At 62.8% G+C, this 16,036-nt stretch carries 20 protein-coding genes; 7 read left to right on the plus strand and 13 right to left on the minus strand.

Annotation, left to right across the window (positions count from 1 at the left end):
- Positions 1–8: 8 nt before the first annotated feature.
- Complete coding sequence (ubiU, locus tag WG899_RS16810; protein ID WP_339596804.1) at positions 9–1,025, minus strand: ubiquinone anaerobic biosynthesis protein UbiU; 1,017 nt, start codon at positions 1,023–1,025, stop codon at positions 9–11.
- A gap of 662 nt (positions 1,026–1,687) precedes the next feature.
- Here ubiU and WG899_RS16815 point away from each other — a divergent pair.
- From WG899_RS16815 to WG899_RS16845, 7 genes are read left to right on the plus strand one after another with little or no spacing between them, the layout of a single operon-like run.
- Positions 1,688–2,020: a cupin domain-containing protein gene (locus WG899_RS16815; protein ID WP_339596805.1), complete on the plus strand. Its 333-nt coding sequence runs from the start codon at positions 1,688–1,690 to the stop codon at positions 2,018–2,020.
- A 4-nt stretch (positions 2,021–2,024) separates the two neighbouring features.
- Positions 2,025–2,564 carry a DUF488 domain-containing protein gene (locus WG899_RS16820; RefSeq protein ID WP_339596806.1) on the plus strand — a complete coding sequence of 180 codons (540 nt, stop codon included), beginning with the start codon at positions 2,025–2,027 and terminating at the stop codon, positions 2,562–2,564.
- The gene (locus tag WG899_RS16825) at positions 2,561–3,202 is read left to right on the plus strand and encodes a uracil-DNA glycosylase family protein (RefSeq protein ID WP_339596807.1); all 642 of its coding nucleotides are present in this window, start codon (positions 2,561–2,563) and stop codon (positions 3,200–3,202) included. Before WG899_RS16820 ends, WG899_RS16825 begins: the two co-directional genes overlap by 4 nt.
- The gene (gene sdhC, locus WG899_RS16830) at positions 3,199–3,582 is read left to right on the plus strand and encodes a succinate dehydrogenase, cytochrome b556 subunit (RefSeq protein ID WP_339596808.1); all 384 of its coding nucleotides are present in this window, start codon (positions 3,199–3,201) and stop codon (positions 3,580–3,582) included. Before WG899_RS16825 ends, sdhC begins: the two co-directional genes overlap by 4 nt.
- Positions 3,579–3,917, plus strand: coding sequence for a succinate dehydrogenase, hydrophobic membrane anchor protein (gene sdhD / locus WG899_RS16835; protein ID WP_339596809.1), 339 nt, complete (start codon positions 3,579–3,581; stop codon positions 3,915–3,917). The genes sdhC and sdhD overlap by 4 nt, the downstream gene beginning before the upstream one ends.
- A gap of 42 nt (positions 3,918–3,959) precedes the next feature.
- Complete coding sequence (locus WG899_RS16840) at positions 3,960–4,655, plus strand: succinate dehydrogenase iron-sulfur subunit (RefSeq protein ID WP_339596810.1); 696 nt, start codon at positions 3,960–3,962, stop codon at positions 4,653–4,655.
- Positions 4,652–5,020 carry a hypothetical protein gene (locus WG899_RS16845; protein WP_339596811.1) on the plus strand — a complete coding sequence of 123 codons (369 nt, stop codon included), beginning with the start codon at positions 4,652–4,654 and terminating at the stop codon, positions 5,018–5,020. Before WG899_RS16840 ends, WG899_RS16845 begins: the two co-directional genes overlap by 4 nt.
- A gap of 973 nt (positions 5,021–5,993) precedes the next feature.
- On the opposite strand, the gene fliR is transcribed toward WG899_RS16845, so the two are convergent.
- From fliR to fliG, 12 genes are all read right to left on the minus strand, one after another.
- Positions 5,994–6,758 carry a flagellar biosynthetic protein FliR gene (gene fliR / locus WG899_RS16850; protein ID WP_339596812.1) on the minus strand — a complete coding sequence of 255 codons (765 nt, stop codon included), beginning with the start codon at positions 6,756–6,758 and terminating at the stop codon, positions 5,994–5,996.
- The gene (gene fliQ, locus WG899_RS16855; RefSeq protein WP_339596813.1) at positions 6,758–7,027 is read right to left on the minus strand and encodes a flagellar biosynthesis protein FliQ; all 270 of its coding nucleotides are present in this window, start codon (positions 7,025–7,027) and stop codon (positions 6,758–6,760) included. Before fliQ ends, fliR begins: the two co-directional genes overlap by 1 nt.
- A 27-nt stretch (positions 7,028–7,054) precedes the next feature.
- Positions 7,055–7,774, minus strand: a complete 720-nt coding sequence (fliP, locus tag WG899_RS16860) for a flagellar type III secretion system pore protein FliP (protein WP_339596814.1) — start codon at positions 7,772–7,774, stop codon at positions 7,055–7,057.
- Positions 7,775–7,874: 100 nt separating this feature from the next.
- Positions 7,875–8,279 (minus strand): FliO/MopB family protein, encoded by a 405-nt coding sequence (locus WG899_RS16865; protein ID WP_339596815.1) that lies wholly within the window; start codon positions 8,277–8,279, stop codon positions 7,875–7,877.
- Positions 8,280–8,340: 61 nt separating this feature from the next.
- Positions 8,341–8,778 (minus strand): flagellar motor switch protein FliN, encoded by a 438-nt coding sequence (gene fliN, locus WG899_RS16870; protein ID WP_339596816.1) that lies wholly within the window; start codon positions 8,776–8,778, stop codon positions 8,341–8,343.
- Positions 8,768–9,772, minus strand: coding sequence for a flagellar motor switch protein FliM (gene fliM / locus WG899_RS16875; RefSeq protein WP_263533501.1), 1,005 nt, complete (start codon positions 9,770–9,772; stop codon positions 8,768–8,770). The genes fliN and fliM overlap by 11 nt, the downstream gene beginning before the upstream one ends.
- A 31-nt stretch (positions 9,773–9,803) precedes the next feature.
- Complete coding sequence (locus WG899_RS16880; protein ID WP_339596817.1) at positions 9,804–10,409, minus strand: flagellar basal body-associated FliL family protein; 606 nt, start codon at positions 10,407–10,409, stop codon at positions 9,804–9,806.
- Between the two features lie 209 nt (positions 10,410–10,618).
- Complete coding sequence (locus tag WG899_RS16885) at positions 10,619–12,103, minus strand: flagellar hook-length control protein FliK (protein ID WP_339596818.1); 1,485 nt, start codon at positions 12,101–12,103, stop codon at positions 10,619–10,621.
- Between the two features lie 82 nt (positions 12,104–12,185).
- A complete protein-coding gene (fliJ, locus tag WG899_RS16890; protein ID WP_339596819.1) occupies positions 12,186–12,656 on the minus strand; it encodes a flagellar export protein FliJ in 471 nt (156 codons plus the stop codon).
- Between the two features lie 65 nt (positions 12,657–12,721).
- Entirely contained in the window at positions 12,722–14,170 is a 1,449-nt protein-coding gene (gene fliI / locus WG899_RS16895; protein ID WP_339596835.1) for a flagellar protein export ATPase FliI, read from the minus strand.
- A 32-nt stretch (positions 14,171–14,202) separates the two neighbouring features.
- Positions 14,203–15,009 (minus strand): FliH/SctL family protein, encoded by an 807-nt coding sequence (locus WG899_RS16900; RefSeq protein WP_339596820.1) that lies wholly within the window; start codon positions 15,007–15,009, stop codon positions 14,203–14,205.
- 18 nt (positions 15,010–15,027) lie between these two features.
- Positions 15,028–16,023, minus strand: coding sequence for a flagellar motor switch protein FliG (gene fliG / locus WG899_RS16905; RefSeq protein ID WP_339596821.1), 996 nt, complete (start codon positions 16,021–16,023; stop codon positions 15,028–15,030).
- Positions 16,024–16,036: the final 13 nt, after the last annotated feature.

Consider the following 16,036-nt stretch of genomic DNA (forward strand, 5'->3'; position numbering starts at 1 on the left):
TTCATGGCTCAGCGCCAGGGGCGATCAAAGGCACCCAGCGTGCTTTGCTGGCCTTCGGCCCAGCGTCCAAGCTCTTGCTGCCAGGCCGGCAGCACGCTGAAGCGGTCGCCGCTGCGCAGGCTGTCCAAGGCTTGACGCCAGACGCGGGTAACGCCGGCCACATAGCTTGGGCTGCGCTGGCGGCCTTCGATCTTGATGGCGCGCACGCCGCTGGCCAGCAGCTGCGGAAGCAAGGCGAGGGTGTTCAGGCTGGTCGGCTCTTCGAGCGCGTAGTCCGGCGTGCTGGCGTCGCCGACGCTGAAGCGGCCCTTGCACAAGGTCGGGTAGCCGCGTGGCTCCTGCGGCCCATACCGGTCAATCAGCACGCCGGCGAGGCGCGCCTCTACGCCGCTCGGCCCCTCGATCCATTGCACCGCCGCCGGTGGCGAGCACACGCCCGCCGTGTTCGGCGATTGGCCGGTCGCGTAGGACGACAAGGCGCAGCGCCCCTCGACCATCACGCACAGGCTGCCGAAACCAAACACCTCGATCTCCACCTCGGTGTTGCGGATCACCTGCTGAATCTGCTGCAAGGTCAGCACGCGGGGCAGCACCGCGCGCTGGATGCCATAGCGCTGGCGGTAATACTCGATGGCCACATGGCTGGTGGCCGATGCCTGCACCGACAGATGCAGGCGCAAGCCCGGGTGGTGGTCGCGCGCATAGGCGAGCACGGCGGCGTCGGCCACGATCAGTGCGTCGGCACCCAAGGTGGCGGCGGCGTCAACGGCGGCGCGCCAAGGGCCATCGTCACGGGCATCGGCATAGGTGTTCAGCGCCATCAGCACTTGGCGGCCGCGTGCGTGGGCATAGGCCACACCTTCGCGCACCTGTGCATCGTCGAAATTGAGGCCCGCAAAATTGCGGGCATTGGTGGCGTTTTTGAGGCCTAAGTAGACGGCGTCAGCGCCGGCGTCGACGGCTTGGGTGAGGGCGCGCAGGGATCCGGCGGGGGCAACTAAATCGGGAACGATGAGGGTGGTCATAGGGCTCTGGCTGCAAATTTGCAACACCGGGCCGGTGCCCTAGGGTGCGGGCTGAAGTCTAGATTCCGTATGCCGCGAAGGCTTTGCCCTCCCGCAATGTTTTCCCTTGAGTTCAGTCAAGCGCGCGCGCGTCGAATTTTGCTTTTCCGGCCGGTGAAAGGTGTGGCCGACTTGAGCATCAGAAGGCCGCCGCGCCCTGTTCACGCAGGCGGGGGCGTTGCCGTCGCTTCAAGCGCACGTGCTTGAAGCGTGCCATTTGCAGCCGCGATACTTGGAAGGCGTTTCGTGGCTTTGCGCGCTCAGAAGGGTCAAGCACTGTGCTGGTTTGCCACAACGGCCATCAAGCTAACGAGGCACAAGGCAATGACAAGAGCCAGCCGTCTTTACCCCAAATTACGACCCCGCTTGATGGCGACAGCGCCTTGCCCGGCACCTTGCCGCTCTTGGAACGCCCAGGGACTCCACCTTGAGCGTGTAGTCGCTCGCCGAGCATACGAATAGGTCTGGGCTGTCAGCTGCGGCGGGCCTTTCTCATGGCGCCCGAAAAAGGCCTGCAGAGTTGAAGCCTTCTCAACACGCGGCGCGTATATCGAGGCAGCGTTCGGTAGCGCACAAACACTTCAACACCAGTGAGGCAATAATTTGACAAGGAGGGTTCAGAAATGGCAATTCATCATGCCTTGTCGGGTGAGCTGATCGACATCAAGCCGCTTGGCGAGGCGCTCAAGGCGACGCGAACCACCACCTTGTTCAAGACGCAACATCTCGAAGTGTTTCGCATGATTCTTCTCGCCGGCAAGCAGATGCCCGAGCACCACGTTGTCGGCGAATTCACGCTGCAATGCCTCGAAGGCAGCATCGAATTTTCCATCGGCACCACGCGAGACGTCATGCGGGCCGGCGACCTGAAGTGTCTGGCGGGCGGCGTGTCGCATTCGCTGGTCGCTATCGAGGACTCCTCTGTGCTCATCACCCTGCTGCTCCACGGCGCTTGAGGTGATGAAAATGGCCGCCAAATCGTTGAAGCCCGAACGCCTGGTCGTCACCATCGGCCACTCGAACCGGACGATTGAGGAGTTCATCGCGCTGCTCTGGACGAACGAGGTCGCGGAGGTGATCGACGTCAGGACCATTCCACGCTCGCGTCACAACCCGCAGTTCAATCTCGACGCGCTCCCAGCATCGCTCGCTGCTGCAGGCATCGAGTATTCGTACCGGGAGGGACTCGGCGGACTTCGCCATGCACACGCCGACTCGCCGAACATGGCTTGGCACAACGCGTCTTTCAGGGGTTATGCCGACTACATGCAGTCCGCCGAGTTTGCCGACAACGTCGACGACATCGTCAAGCTTGCAGGGTCGAGGCGCTGTCATCGCTCGCTGATTTCCGACGCAATCCTGGTGCGTGGGGTTCGCGTCGAGGACATCATCGGACCGCACGGCCGAAAAGCGCACACGATGACCTCGTTCGCCCACATCGACGGTCTGACAGTGACCTATCCTGCAGCGGAGTCCGCGCTCGAAGGAGCCAAGCCGTGAATGCGACAGTGCGCCAACGCCCGGTCGTGACCATTACGCCGGATCAAAGCCTCGGCGGTCTGCTCGACTTGGTACGCAACTGTCGTGTGTGCGAGGCCGACCTCCCCCTCGGCCCGCGCCCGGTACTGCAAGTCGGCTCCACCGCGCGCACCCTCATCGTCGGCCAGGCCCCGGGGATCCGCGTGCACAACTCGGGGATTCCATGGGACGACGCGAGTGGCGAGCGCCTGCGTCATTGGACCGGTTTGAGCAACGTCAGCTTTTACGACGCATCGCAAGTCGCGATCATCCCGATGGGCCTTTGCTATCCCGGACGCGGCCAGAGCGGAGATTTACCACCCCGGCGAGAATGCGCCGACCTGTGGCTCGACCCCTTGCTCGCCCGGCTGCCGCAGATCGAACTCACCTTGTTGATCGGGCTGCACGCGCAACGGCATTTTCTCGGTCGTCGTCGCAAGACGTCGCTGACCGAAACGGTCAAAGCCTGGCGTGAGTTCGCGCCGGACTGCTTTGCGCTGCCGCATCCCTCGGCGCGCAACACACCCTGGTTCCAGCGCAACCCCTGGTTCGAGCACGACCTGGTGCCAGCGTTGAGGCGACGCGTCGACGCGCTCAGGCTGTCCGGAGCGTCCTCATGAACCGTCAACCTCCGGCGCGTCCGGTGTTCTTCAACCTCACACAGATCCAGATGCCGGTGGGCGCGATTACGTCGATCGTGCACCGCGTCACCGGCGTAGTGCTGGCGCTCGGCCTCCCGTATTCTTTATATGTTCTGCATCTTTCGCTCGACAGCGCGCAGTCGTACGAGCGCCTGACGCGGATCGCGGGCACCGGACTGTTCAAGGTGGCGATGGTCGCCTTCATCTGGATACTGTCGCACCACCTGCTAGCGGGTGCCCGCCATCTGCTGATGGACATCGGCATCGGCTCGCACCTGGCCGAGGCGCGCCGCAGCGCTTGGGGCGTGAACATCGGCGCTGCGGTGATGGCGGTGGTGGCAGCAGGCGTGGTGCTATGAAGCGGCCGCTCGGTGCCTTGCAGCCGTGGCTGGTTCAGCGCTTGAGCGCGGTGTTCATGCTGTTGTTTCTCGGATTCGTGCTCGTGCACTTTCTGGTCGACCCGCCGCTTTCGTACGCCGCCTGGCGCGCTTGGGTCAGCCAGCCCGCCGTCTGCATCGGTGCGCTGCTGTTTTTTGCCGCTCTGCTAATGCATGCCTGGGTCGGGCTGCGCGATGTGACGCACGACTACGTCAATCCGCTAGGCGTCCGTGTCGCCGCCCTGGCGTTGATCGCGCTCGCATTGCTGGGGGTCGCGGCATGGATCTTTCTCATCCTCTGGCCGGGTCGGGCGTGAAAGCCTCGCGCGACGCTTTTTCGCAACCATATAAAGGCGTCCATGAAATTCTCGATCTACCGCTTCAATCCTGAATACGACGTCAAGCCCTATATGCAGGAATTCGACCAGCCGATCGGTGCGGACGATCACATGTTGTTGGACGTCATCCTGCGCATCAAGGCGCAGGACAACACGTTGACGATCCGCAAGTCGTGCCGCGAGGGTGTTTGCGGCTCTGATGCGATCAACATCAACGGCCGCAACGGATTGGCGTGCATCACACAAGTGCGCGATCTGAAAGAGCCGGTCGTGTTGCGCCCGCTACCGAGCTTCCCAGTGATCCGCGACCTGGTGGTCGACATGACTCGCTTCTACGCGCAGTACACCTCCATCAAGCCCTGGCTGATCAATGACGAAGTTCCGCCCGAAAAGGAGCGGCTTCAATCGCCGCAAGAGCGCGACCGATTGAACGGGCTGTACGAGTGCATCCTGTGCGGTTGCTGCACGAGCCAGTGTCCTTCGTCCTGGTGGAACCCCGAGAAGTTCGTGGGTCCGGCAGGCTTGTTGCAGGCTGACCGCTTCATCGCCGACAGCCGCGACCGCGCGACGCGCGAGCGGCTGGACGACCTGAACGATGTCTACAGGCTGTTTCGCTGCCGCTCGATCATGAATTGCACGGAGGTATGTCCGAAGGGACTTGCCCCGTCGCGGGCGATCGAAAGCATCCGGCTCACCCTGCTCAAGGAAGCGCTGTGAGCATCGCGACGGCGAGCATCGCCGCCCAACCGGTCATCGAGAACGACGGCCCGCTGTCGGCCTGGTGGCTACGCACTGTCGTGATCGTGATGATCATCGGCTTTGCGGGCCTGATCCTGATCACCACCCTGTCGTACCAGAACGCGCCGCCGATCCCGGCGCGTGTAGTGAGCCTGCAAGGTGCGGCGCTGTTCACCGCTGACGATGTAGGTGAGGGGCAAGCCGCATCGAGGCTTACGCCAGGCAGCCGATTCAGAGGATTGGTTTGTCTGCGACCGTGGGCAACCCCGATGAATTGCTCGATTGGTTTGCTGGCTCAAGGGCATCCTATTCATCAGCAGCGGTCTGGCGTCGATGGGCCCTGAGGGCGAAAAGCTGTTTGGGCGAGGCCACTTCCTCGACCTGTTGTCAGCATTCGCAAGCCCGATGGTCCTGTCGGCAGGACACGGGGCAACGGAGCTTGGATACGTCGACCCGATGGCGGTTCAAGAGCGGAAGGACGGGCCGACCGTGCTGCTGCTCGGTGGACGAAGGTGGAAGGTGGGCGTGCATTTGGACTTCCATAAAGCGGCCCGTCGTCAGTGACTCTTTACGCTGCATCGTTGACTTAGAGATCGGCACTTTGGATGCCCGCTATGGGCACGGAGTTGACCGCCGCCAGAACGTTCGCCATTTAAGCCAACCGGCCCTGATGCCATTTCGCAGCTTGTGAAAGCTGTCGCTGGATCGGCCGGCGCCTCATGCCCTGATGGTCTCGCGTCGCAGATTTTCCGATCGGCAGCTTCTGGGGGTGCAGCAGACATTCGTCCACCGAAAAGCTAAATGGCCGGTTTTGACCGCAGCGGTTGTTGGATCGCCAAAATCGATCGACTGCTGCCAGCCTAGAGTTAGCTATGAAGGCTAGCTAGCGCACTCTGCCGGAGTACCAGTGGTCTGCACCGCATAGCGGACCGGCTGCTTAGAAAGCTCAGGCTTTGTTCAAGACACGCAGACAGCGTGCTCAAGTTGGGTTGTGCATTTGCCTGGGCAGTCATCGGTGACGCCCGACGAAGGCCGGTCCCTGCCCCCGCTGCGCAGGGGGGCGTGGTTGGGATGCACGAGGGTCCTGAAGTACCTCACTTGCGCTACTGCTCGTTCGCTAGATCGATATGTACAGATGAGATCCTGAAATGTCCATAATGACGACGATCGACGCGACACATTGATCACGCTAAGCTATTGATTTATAGGCAGTATGATGTGTCCATAGCAAGCTAGCCTGCGAATGAATTGCCGACTTAAACGTCGTACGGGTTCAAGTCCCGTCCTGGGCACCACATCGTCGGCGCAATGCCGCCGTCAAGTGAAGGCCGCCAGCATCCGCTCCAGCACGACCATAAAGGGCGTTTGCATCAGCGGCAAGGTGGCCACCATGCCAATCAGTCCGATGCTGACGGTCAGCGGAAAGCCGACCGAGAACACATTGATTTGCGGCGCGACGCGCGAAATCACCCCCAGCACCATATTGACGAAGAGCAGCATGGTGATCAGAGGCAGGGCGATCCATAAGCCCATGCGAAAGATCTCGGCGCCCCAGGTTTGCGGCTGTGCCACGCGCAAGAAGCGGAACGGCTCATCGCCGATCGGGAACACATGAAAGCTCTGAATCAAGGCATTGATCAGCAGCAGATGGCCGTTGATGGCAACGAATAAGAAGGCCACCATGCTGCCGAAAAATCTCGCACTGGCGGTGCCCTGGCTGCCGGTGGCGGGGTCAAAAAAGCCGGCGTAGTTCAAGCCCATCTGCAGGCCAATCAATTCCCCTGCAAACTCCAGTGACGCAAACACCAGGCGCACCGCGAAGCCCATCGACAGGCCGATCAGAAGCTGCTGAGCCAATAGCAAGACCAAGGTTGGCAAGGAGTCCAGCGGTGTCAGTGGCATTGCCGGCAGCGAGGGCTGCGCTGCAACCGAGATGAACAGCGCCAAGCCGACGCGTACACGCATTGGGACCTGACGCTGGCTGAAAATCGGCATGCCGGCAAACAGAGCCAGCGTGCGCACAAAAGGCCATAACAGCGGATTCAACCAGCTCAGCAGTTGAGCTTCGGTCAGCGAGAACATCAGCCAACGACTTGTGGAATCGTCATCAGCGTGCGGCGGATGTAGTCAACCAGGGTGCTGACCATCCAGGGGCCCGTGAGCGACAGTACCAGCACGGCCGCCACGACCTTGGGTACGAAGCTCAGCGTGGCCTCGTTGATCTGCGTAGCGGCCTGAAACACGCTGACCAAGACGCCGACCAGCAGCACGGTCAGCAGGATAGGCGCCGACACCAACATCAGCACGTAGAGGCCTTGTTGACCGAAGGTGAAAACTTGTTGTGCATCCATCTGTGCAATTCCTTGGGCAGGGGCCGCTTAGGTCACGAAGCTCGCGGCCAGTGAACCCAAGAGCAGGTTCCAGCCATCGGCCAAGACGAACAGCATTAACTTGAAGGGCAGAGCCACCAAGACCGGCGACAACATCATCATGCCCAGGCTCATCAAGATGCTGCTGACGATCATGTCGATCACCAGAAAGGGGATGAAGATCAAAAACGCAATCTGGAAGGCGCTCTTCAATTCACTGGTGACGAAGGCCGGCACCAGCACCTTGAACGGCACATCTTCGGCCTTGATGGCGTTGTCCAGCTTGGCCAGCTTGGCGAACAGGGCGACATCGGCTTCGCGCGTCTGTTTCAACATAAAGCCGCGCATCGGTGGCTCGGCCCGCTTGATGGCTTCTTCAAAGGCAATCTGTCCGGCGCTGTAGGGCTGCCAGGCTTCGGTGTAGACCTTGTCCAGCGTCGGGCTCATGACGAAGAAGGTGAGAAACAAGGACAGGCCAACGATGACCTGATTCGGCGGTGCTGCCTGGGTGCCGAGCGCTTGGCGCATCAAGGACAAGACAATGACGATGCGGGTGAAGCCGGTCATCATCAACAGCACCGCAGGCAGGAAGCCCAAGGCTGTGAAGAACAACAAGGTTTGAATCGGCACCGAGAAGCTGCCGCCACCAGCGCCTTGGCCGACCAGCAAGGGCAGCGTGGCTGGGGGCGCATTTTGGGCGATGGCGCTGGCCGACGATGCGGCAACCAAGGCGAGTAGCGCAAAGCCTCGCAGCGGTCGGCTAGCTTGCCGTGACGCCTTCAATTGCGGTGCATGAGCGTCCGCGGCGACCACGGAGTTTTGAAGTCCTTCAAGACGCACCGTGCTCTCCCGCCTGTTTGGCCGCAGGCTCAGAGGCCGCGCTCGCCGTTGGCTGGGCGCCGCCGCGCAACCGTGCGTTCAGCATCTGGGCGAAGGGCATGCCCGCTTGGCCAAATTCGGGAACCTCACCCTGTGGCGGCATCACGTGCAAGGTGCTGATTTGCTGTCCGGTCACACCCAGCACCAGCCATCGTTTGTCTTCGCCTTGGCCGACCTCGACGGTCAGGATTCTTTGCGTCGGTGCAATCGGCAATTGAGCGATCAGGCGCATCGCACCTGCGCCGGCCGAGCCACCGCTGCCGCCCAGCGGTGTGCGCTTGAGCAGCCAAAGCACCAAGGGGATCAGGCACAAAATGGCCAGGAACCAGAGAATGGGCAGAAGAGGGGAGTTCATCGTGGCGATTGTCCGCCATGCAGCAGCTTGGTGTCAGGTCATGCTGCGTCGATTTTGAACGTCAGGCTTTGGAGAGGCGGCGCATCCGTTCGGACGGCGTGACGATGTCGGTCAGACGAATACCGAATTTGTCGTTCACCACCACCACTTCGCCCTGAGCGATCAGGTAGCCGTTCACCAACACGTCCATGGGCTCACCCGCCAAGGCATCGAGTTCCACCACCGAACCCTGCGCCAACTGCAAAATGTTCTTGATCGGAATGCGCGTACGCCCCAACTCCACGGTCAGTTGGACCGGGATATCCAGAATCATATTGATGTCGCCACCAGGCATATTGCTGGGCGTCGGCGAGAAATTGGCGAAGCTGGCCGGCGCCACCTGTTCGGCGGGCGGCTGGAACTCTTCGGCCACCTCGGCAGGCTTGCTTTCGGCCAGGGCTGCGGCCCATTCGGCCGCCATTGCGTCTTGTTCTTCGGAGGAGGGGGTATCAGGTGACATTGCGGGCTCCCAGCCAACCCTGGTCGGGGCTGGTCAGCATTTGTTCAACTTTGATGGCGTACTTGCCGTTCGAGGTGCCGTAATGGCAGTCGTAGACGGGCACACCGTCGATCTTGGCCTTGATCATGGCCTCCAGGTCCAACTCGATAAAGTCGCCCGGTTTGAAGGCCAGTAACTGTTCGACGGTGGCCGGCGCGGTACCGAGTTCGGCGACCAACTCCACCTTGGCGTCTTGGATCTGGTGCTTGAGCAGATTGACCCAGCGGCGGTCCGGCTCGGTCGAGTCGCCCACCGTGGTCGAGTACAGCACATCGCGAATCGGCTCCAGCGTCGCGTAGGGGATGCAGAAATAGACGGTGCCACTGGTCTCGCCGATCTCCAGCGTGAACGAGGTCGAGACCACGATTTCGCTGGGGGTCGCAATATTGGCAAACTGCGGCTGCATCTCCGAACGCTGGAATTCCAACTCCAGCGGATAAATGCCTTTCCAGGCCTTGTGGTATTCGGCGGTGATCACTTCGACCAGGCGAAGAATCACGCGCTGCTCGGTGGCCGAGAAATCGCGACCTTCGATGCGGGCGTGGAATTTGCCGATGCCGCCAAACAGCGAGTCGATGACCGCGAACACCAGGGTCGGGTCGCAGACGATCAGCCCTGATCCGCGCAGCGGCTTGACCGAGACGATGTTGAAGTTGGTGGGCACCACGATCTCGCGCAGGAAGGCGCTGTACTTCTGCACCTTGATGCCACCGATGGCCACTTCCGGGCTCTTTCGGATGAAATTGAACAAGCCGACGCGGATATTGCGGGCGAAACGCTCGTTGATGATTTCCATCGTGGGCATGCGCCCACGGACGATTCGTTCCTGGCTGGCCAGGTTGTAGTCGCGTATGCCGCCGACCTGTTCTTCTTCGGCGTCGAGCTTCTGGCTTTCGCCGGTGATGCCCTGCAGCAGGGCATCAACTTCGTCTTGAGAGAGGATTTGCTGATTCATGGCGAATCACCGTTGTGCTTGAACAGCGGGCTCACTGGACGATAAAGGTTGAGAACAGGACGTTGGTGATCGGGCTGATCACGGCGGCCTTCTTTTTCTTCTTCTTTTTCTTCTTCGGCGTGTCTTCGGCTGGAGGCTCTTCTTCCTCGTCTTCCAGTTCAATGCCCATAGGCCTCACCGACTCGCGCATGACCTCGCGCGCCAGCTTTTCCTTGCCTTCCTTGGTCAGCAATTCGGTCGATGTCTTGTAGGACAGCACCATCAACACATTGCTGCGGATAGCCGGCAAATAGGCCTTGATCTGGTCAGCGGTTTTCGGGTCGCCAACCTCCAACGTAATGCCGATCTGGGCGAATCGGTCCACTTCCTTGTCAGCCAGGTTGACGGTGAACGGGTCCAGCGGCACATAGGTCGGCGGTGTGCCGGGTTTGGCTGGTGCATGGGCGGGCGCGGCCTCGTGCGTGGGGGCGTCGCCTTCTTCTTCGCCGTCGGCAGGGTGCTTCTTCTTCATCAGCATCAGGGCTGCACCGCCGCCCACCAGGACCAGCAACAAGACGGCCGCGATGATGATGATGAGCTTCTTCTTACCGCCGCCCTTGGGGGCCTCGGCCGCTGCTGCTGCAGGTGCTGCTGACATTCGGACTCCTGTGATCTTCTAAGGCCCGGGCGGCGCCGGCGTCTCACCGTGGAGCGTCGGTCGCTGACCCTGAAAAGCCAAGCTGAGTTCGATTATTCACGTTTAGCCGCGAATTCAAGGCAGGAAAAGCGGGACCGCGGCTTGGCTATTCGCTCCCCTGCCCATCAGTCGGTGTACATCTTTGTTCGGGCACCCCTTGGCATGCGTCCTCAGGCGTACATGTCCAGCACGCCACGGCTGACGCGCTGGGGTACAGCGGGTCGCGTCGCGAGGCTGGACTGCGTATCTTGGCTCAGCGTTTTGCCGCGCGGCGCTGAACCCTCATCAGAGCGGCTTTGCTGCCCTTGCCCCTGGCCATTGGCTTGTTGGAAAACGCCGCCGCCGCTGAGGGTCAGGCCCGACTCGCGCAAGGCGGCCGCCAGATCGGGGAGGCTTTGTTCCAGCACATTGCGGGTGTCGGCCTGCTCGGCATGGAAAGAGATTTGCGCCTGCTGGCCGTCCAGCACGATGGTGACGGCCACCGGCCCCATCTCGCTTGGGTTGAGGTGCAGTTGCGCCTCTTGCACACCGTCCGCGGCCAGCACGCTCAGGCGCGCCGCCATCTCGGGTGCAAAGGCCGAGTCATACAGATTGGCGCTCAGCATCACCTGGGGCTTCTCGCCGCTGCTAGACGGCTTGTCTGTGCCTGTGGCGTTAGTTGCCGCGGCGTTGGCCGCCAGTAGCTTGTCGAAGGATGCCCCTTCCCCTTGCGCCAAGGCCAGCTCCTTGCGCTGGGCTGGGGCGCCAGCGGCGCCGGAGTTGGCCTGGGTGCCGATCAGGTCTGAGGTGTTGGCTTGTGCTTTGGCGTCGGCACTGGCGCTGGGGGGCAGGGCTTGCCTGGCCTCGGCACGCTCGGCCTTGCTCAGATTGCGCGCACCTTGTCCGGCCACGCCCAGGGCAGCGGTCTTGGCTTGAGAAGAGGCGCCGTCCTCGGTCCCGTCGAGAGTCCCATTTTCGGCGCCAATGCCTGTCTTGGTCGATGTGAGCAAGCCGGCCGAGGCGGCATCGGCGCCGCTGAGTTCGGGGGGAGCGGCGGCGCTGCTTGCGTTGGCGGCCACATCGGCCGCAGCGAATTCACCGTTCAGTGGATCGCTTGCTTGGTCTTTGCGACCCGCGCCGCGGATGCCTGCTTGGTCCGACTGATCGTCCAGGCTGACATCCTCGTCCGGCGCCTCTTTGTCGTCCAGCCGGGCTTCTCCGGTTTCGAGTGCATTGCCGTCTTGTTTCGGTCCGGTGGCGGCGGGCTTGGCGAGTTCCTGCGTGGCGCCGCGGGGCTTGGCCGCGTGTTTGCCTTCTTGGCGAGCCGCTTCCGTGCGCTGCTGCGAGCGCGTGCCGTTATTGGGCTTGCCGCCTTCGGGCGCGTGCGGGGCGCTCGCTTCTGCTGAAGGCGGGTTCACGGGCGGCTGCGCAGCGGGCGCTGTCGCTGTGTAGGGCCGAGGCAGGGCCTGGGCCAGCAGCGTCGCGGTAGGCATGGGCGAGGTCGAGCCTTGTTTCGACTGGGCCGGGTCATAGGACTTCAGCAACTGCGAAAAAGACTCGGCGGGCGCCTCACCAGATTTGGGGGCGGGCACCAGACCGTTGTTGGGCCGGTCCTGCCTGGCAATGGGCTTGAAGCGGCCGGGTGCGGCGAGCAGGGTGTTGGTGTCGGTCGTCATGGGGCATTCCTTCGCGCGGCGGCCTGGCTTGTTGGCGGGCGTCCGCGCTTGTCAACTTGGGTGTCGAGACAGCGGCGGGCGCTCAGGCCGACAGGCGCATGAAGGGATTGAAGGCGGCCAAGGAGGCGCGAGCGGCTTGTTCGTCGGTGGCCTTTTGCTCCTGGCGTTGCCCGGCGCGGCGCATTTCAAGGCGGCGGCGCTCCAGCAGCTTCGAAATTGACGCCACACGCAATTCCAGCGCTTGCAGTGCTGCGCGGGCGCGTTCGACGCGTTGCTCGGCAAACTCAGCCACCTGGGTCTGGCTGCTGATGGCTTGATCCAGCCGACCGCCAAAGCTTTGGTAGCAGACGACGATGTCCATCGTGCCTTGGCGGGCAAACTGCTGACTCCAACGCTGCTGATAGTCGTTGCGGTACTGCGCCAGGTCGCCATGTTGGGCGCGCGCCTGCTCGGCACGGGCTTGCGCGTCTTGCAGCACTTTGAGGCCCTCGTCGCGCTCACTCTCGGCGCGCTCCAGCAGGATGCTGAGGACTTGCAGATTGCTTGAGTTCATTTGGCGCTCTCCGTCTCTTGTTCAGATGCGAGGTCAGGGCCTGACCCCAGGTGTATCGGCAGAAATCAGGCGTCCTTGATGACGGCTGACAGTTGTTTGAGGCAGTCGCCCAGATGGGCCGGGCGGTGCATGTCTTGTTGCAGCAAGCGGGTGATGTCCGGGTGCAGGCGTACGGCTATGTCCAGTTCGGCGTCATGGCCGGGGGCGTAGGCGCCCAGCTGGATCAGATCGCGGGCTTTGTTGTACTTAGCGAGCAGTTGGCGGCAGCGGCGGGCGGCGTCGATATGGCCCTGGTCTGCCACATTGGTCATCACCCGGCTGATCGAACGCTCGATGTCGATGGCTGGGTAGTGGCCGGCCTCAGCCAACTCGCGGCTCAGCACGATGTGGCCGTCCAAAATGCCGCGCGCGGCATCGGCGATCGGGTCTTGCTGATCGTCGCCTTCGCTGAGCACGGTGTAGAAGGCAGTGATCGAGCCTTCGCCGGGCAGGCCATTTCCGCTGCGCTCCACCAGCTGCGGCAGCTTGGCAAAGCAGCTGGGCGGATAGCCCTTGGTGGCTGGCGGCTCGCCAATGGCCAGGGCGATTTCACGCTGGGCCATGGCATAGCGGGTCAGCGAGTCCATCAGTAGCAGCACATGCAGGCCTTGGTCGCGGAAGTTCTCGGCGATGGCGGTAGCGTAGTGCGCGCCTTGCATGCGCACCAGCGGCGGTGCATCGGCCGGGGCAGCCACGACGACCGAGCGTTGCAGGCCGTCTTCGCCCAAGATGTCTTCGATGAATTCCTTCACTTCACGGCCGCGCTCGCCGATCAGGCCGACCACGATCACATCTGCCTGGGTGTAGCGGGCCATCATGCCCAGCAGCACCGATTTGCCGACGCCGGTGCCGGCGAACAGGCCCAGGCGCTGGCCGCGGCCCACGGTCAACATGGCATTGATGGCGCGCACGCCGGTATCCAGCGGGGTGCGCACCGGGTCGCGATCCATGGCGTTGATGGGGCGGCGAACCATGGGCTCGTCTTGCGTCATTTGCAAGGGGCCGCGGCGGTCCAGCGGGTGGCCATGCGAGTCCACCACGCGGCCGAGGAGGCCGGCGCCCATGGGCAGGTGCAGGCCGCGGTCTTCGCCACGGCGCCAGGGATGCAAAGGAACGCCCAGTTGCGGGGCCATCAAGGGCAGGGCGCGCGGCAGCACCATGGCGCCGCTGGACAGGCCTTGAATCTCGTCGGTAGGCATCAGGTAGGCGCGGTCGCCCGAGAAGCCCACCACCTCAGCATTGACCGGGCGCTGGCCGCGCTGCGGGTTGCTGCTGGAGCTGGGCATATGAATTTCGCAAACCGAGCCCACCGGTACCTTGACGCCGGTGGCCTCCAGCACCAGGCCGGCCACACGCACCAGCTTGCCTTGCGATTCCAGCGGCACGGCGCTGCCGGCGAAGGCCTGCAGGTCGTTCAGGTACTGCTGCCAGCGGCCGGTGCGGCTATCGGGCGCAGCAGGCTGTGCCGCGTCCATGTCTTCGCCGGTGTCGATGTCGCGCAGATCCATCACCCTTGCTCCCCATCAAAACCGTCTGCCATGGGCTCGTTTGAGCCCGTGCCGCGACGGTCTTCCCACAGCGAGGCTTGGCCCATGGCGGCCGCGGCTTGTTGCCAACGGGTGGCCAGGCTGGCGTCGACGCTGCTGATGTCGGAGTCGACCTTGCAGCCGCCGCGCGGCACTTCGGGGTCGGGCAGGACTTGCGCTTCACGAGCGCGCATTTCTTCGCCTGCGCCCTCAATCACCAGCGGATAGTCGGCCGGGTTGACGCGGACCCGCACATGGCGGGCCGACAACTGCAAGGCTTCGACGGCGTCATGCGCCACGCGGGCAATGTGTTCGGGGCGCTGGCTGATCTCACTGCGCACCACCTGACGGGCCAGCTCCACCGCGCAACGCGCCAGGGCCTGCGCCATCTCATCTTCCATGGCGCGGAAGTCGGCATCAAAGCTGCGCACCAGGCCGCCGATTTGGGCGCTCATCTGCTGGGCAAAACTCTGCTTGAAAGCGTCCAGCGCGGCCATGCCGTCGCGGTAGCCATCTTGGTAACCGGACTGGCGGGCTGCGTGCAGCAGCTCTTGCTGGCTGGGCTCGGGTTCCGGTGCGGGTTGCGGTGTCGCCGGAGCGGCCGCCGGAGCTGCGGGGGCGCTAATCGGCGGGCGCTTGGCATTGCTGGCGCCAGACAGGGCATCCGGGTTCCAGGCCGCAAAGCCTTGCAACTCTTCGCGAGGAATGAAGCGGGCGTAGCTGCCGCGGCGCTCTTCGCCTTCTCGGCGTTCGGGCGGCGGCACTTGGCGGGGGGCGCGTGGCGTCATGATCGGGTGGCCCTAGATTCAGACGAACTGGTCGTCGCCGCCGCCAGCCAGCACGATGGTGCCTTCGTCGACCAGTCGGCGCACGATCTTGAGCATTTCCTTCTGCTCGCTCTCCACTTCGGAGAGGCGCACCGGGCCGCGCGATTCCAGGTCTTCGCGCAGCGTTTCGGCCGCACGTGTCGACATATTGCGCAGGATCTTTTCGCGCAGATCGGCGCTGGCACCCTTGAGGGCCACCACCAGCGACTCGCTCTGCACTTCCTTGAGCACGGCCTGGATGCCCTTGTCGTCGATCTTGTCCAGATCGTCGAAGGTGAACATGTTGTCCATGATCTTTTGGGCCAGCTCGGCGTCGGCCTCGCGGATGTAATCCAGCACCGAGGCCTCGACGCTGGAACCCAACATATTGATGATTTCGGCTGCGGTCTTGACGCCGCCCAGCGAGGATTTGCGCATGCGCTCGCCGCCGGCCAGCACCTGGCTCATGACCTCGTTCAGGTCCTTCAAGGCCATCGGCTGGATGCCGTCCAGCGTGGCGATACGCACCAAGACCTCGTTGCGCTGGCGCTCGGTGAAGACGCGCAACACCGAACTGGTTTGGTCAAAGTCCAGATGTGCCAGGATGGCGGCAATGATCTGTGGGTGCTCGTTGCGCAGCAGCTCGGCCACCGAGGCGGCGTCCATCCACTTCAGGCTTTCGATCGAGGACACATCGCTGCCTTGCAGGATGCGGTCCAGCAGCAAGTTTGCCTTGTCTTCGCCCAGGGCCTTGCGCAGCACTTGGCGCACATACTCATCGGTGTCGGACACCAGCGTGCTCTGGGTCTCGGCGACCTTGTCGAAACGGGTCAGCACTTGTTCGACCTTTTCGCGCCCGACCACCTTCAGCTTGGCGATGGTTTCGCCCAGCTTTTGCACTTCCTTCGGCGCCAGATGCTTGAACACCTCGGACGCTTCTTCCTCGCCGAGTGACATCAGCAAAATGGCTGCGTCTTCTACACCTTTGTCGTCCATGATCTTGTTCTGT

Origin of the sequence: Paucibacter hankyongi (genome assembly GCF_037482915.1) — a bacterium.
In the GTDB taxonomy this organism is placed as follows: Bacteria; Pseudomonadota; Gammaproteobacteria; order Burkholderiales; family Burkholderiaceae_C; genus Paucibacter_A; species Paucibacter_A hankyongi.

What these genes read in the sequence shown, in the direction of transcription:
- ubiU (WP_339596804.1), bottom strand. Translation starts at nt 1,025, where the DNA reads ATGACCACCCTCATCGTTCCCGATTTAGTTGCCCCCGCCGGATCCCTG.
- WG899_RS16815 (WP_339596805.1), top strand. Translation starts at nt 1,688, where the DNA reads ATGGCAATTCATCATGCCTTGTCGGGTGAGCTGATCGACATCAAGCCG.
- WG899_RS16820 (WP_339596806.1), top strand. Translation starts at nt 2,025, where the DNA reads ATGAAAATGGCCGCCAAATCGTTGAAGCCCGAACGCCTGGTCGTCACC.
- sdhC (WP_339596808.1), top strand. Translation starts at nt 3,199, where the DNA reads ATGAACCGTCAACCTCCGGCGCGTCCGGTGTTCTTCAACCTCACACAG.
- sdhD (WP_339596809.1), top strand. Translation starts at nt 3,579, where the DNA reads ATGAAGCGGCCGCTCGGTGCCTTGCAGCCGTGGCTGGTTCAGCGCTTG.
- WG899_RS16840 (WP_339596810.1), top strand. Translation starts at nt 3,960, where the DNA reads ATGAAATTCTCGATCTACCGCTTCAATCCTGAATACGACGTCAAGCCC.
- fliR (WP_339596812.1), bottom strand. Translation starts at nt 6,758, where the DNA reads ATGTTCTCGCTGACCGAAGCTCAACTGCTGAGCTGGTTGAATCCGCTG.
- fliQ (WP_339596813.1), bottom strand. Translation starts at nt 7,027, where the DNA reads ATGGATGCACAACAAGTTTTCACCTTCGGTCAACAAGGCCTCTACGTG.
- WG899_RS16865 (WP_339596815.1), bottom strand. Translation starts at nt 8,279, where the DNA reads ATGAACTCCCCTCTTCTGCCCATTCTCTGGTTCCTGGCCATTTTGTGC.
- fliN (WP_339596816.1), bottom strand. Translation starts at nt 8,778, where the DNA reads ATGTCACCTGATACCCCCTCCTCCGAAGAACAAGACGCAATGGCGGCC.
- fliM (WP_263533501.1), bottom strand. Translation starts at nt 9,772, where the DNA reads ATGAATCAGCAAATCCTCTCTCAAGACGAAGTTGATGCCCTGCTGCAG.
- WG899_RS16880 (WP_339596817.1), bottom strand. Translation starts at nt 10,409, where the DNA reads ATGTCAGCAGCACCTGCAGCAGCAGCGGCCGAGGCCCCCAAGGGCGGC.
- WG899_RS16885 (WP_339596818.1), bottom strand. Translation starts at nt 12,103, where the DNA reads ATGACGACCGACACCAACACCCTGCTCGCCGCACCCGGCCGCTTCAAG.
- fliJ (WP_339596819.1), bottom strand. Translation starts at nt 12,656, where the DNA reads ATGAACTCAAGCAATCTGCAAGTCCTCAGCATCCTGCTGGAGCGCGCC.
- fliI (WP_339596835.1), bottom strand. Translation starts at nt 14,170, where the DNA reads ATGGACGCGGCACAGCCTGCTGCGCCCGATAGCCGCACCGGCCGCTGG.
- WG899_RS16900 (WP_339596820.1), bottom strand. Translation starts at nt 15,009, where the DNA reads ATGACGCCACGCGCCCCCCGCCAAGTGCCGCCGCCCGAACGCCGAGAA.
- fliG (WP_339596821.1), bottom strand. Translation starts at nt 16,023, where the DNA reads ATGGACGACAAAGGTGTAGAAGACGCAGCCATTTTGCTGATGTCACTC.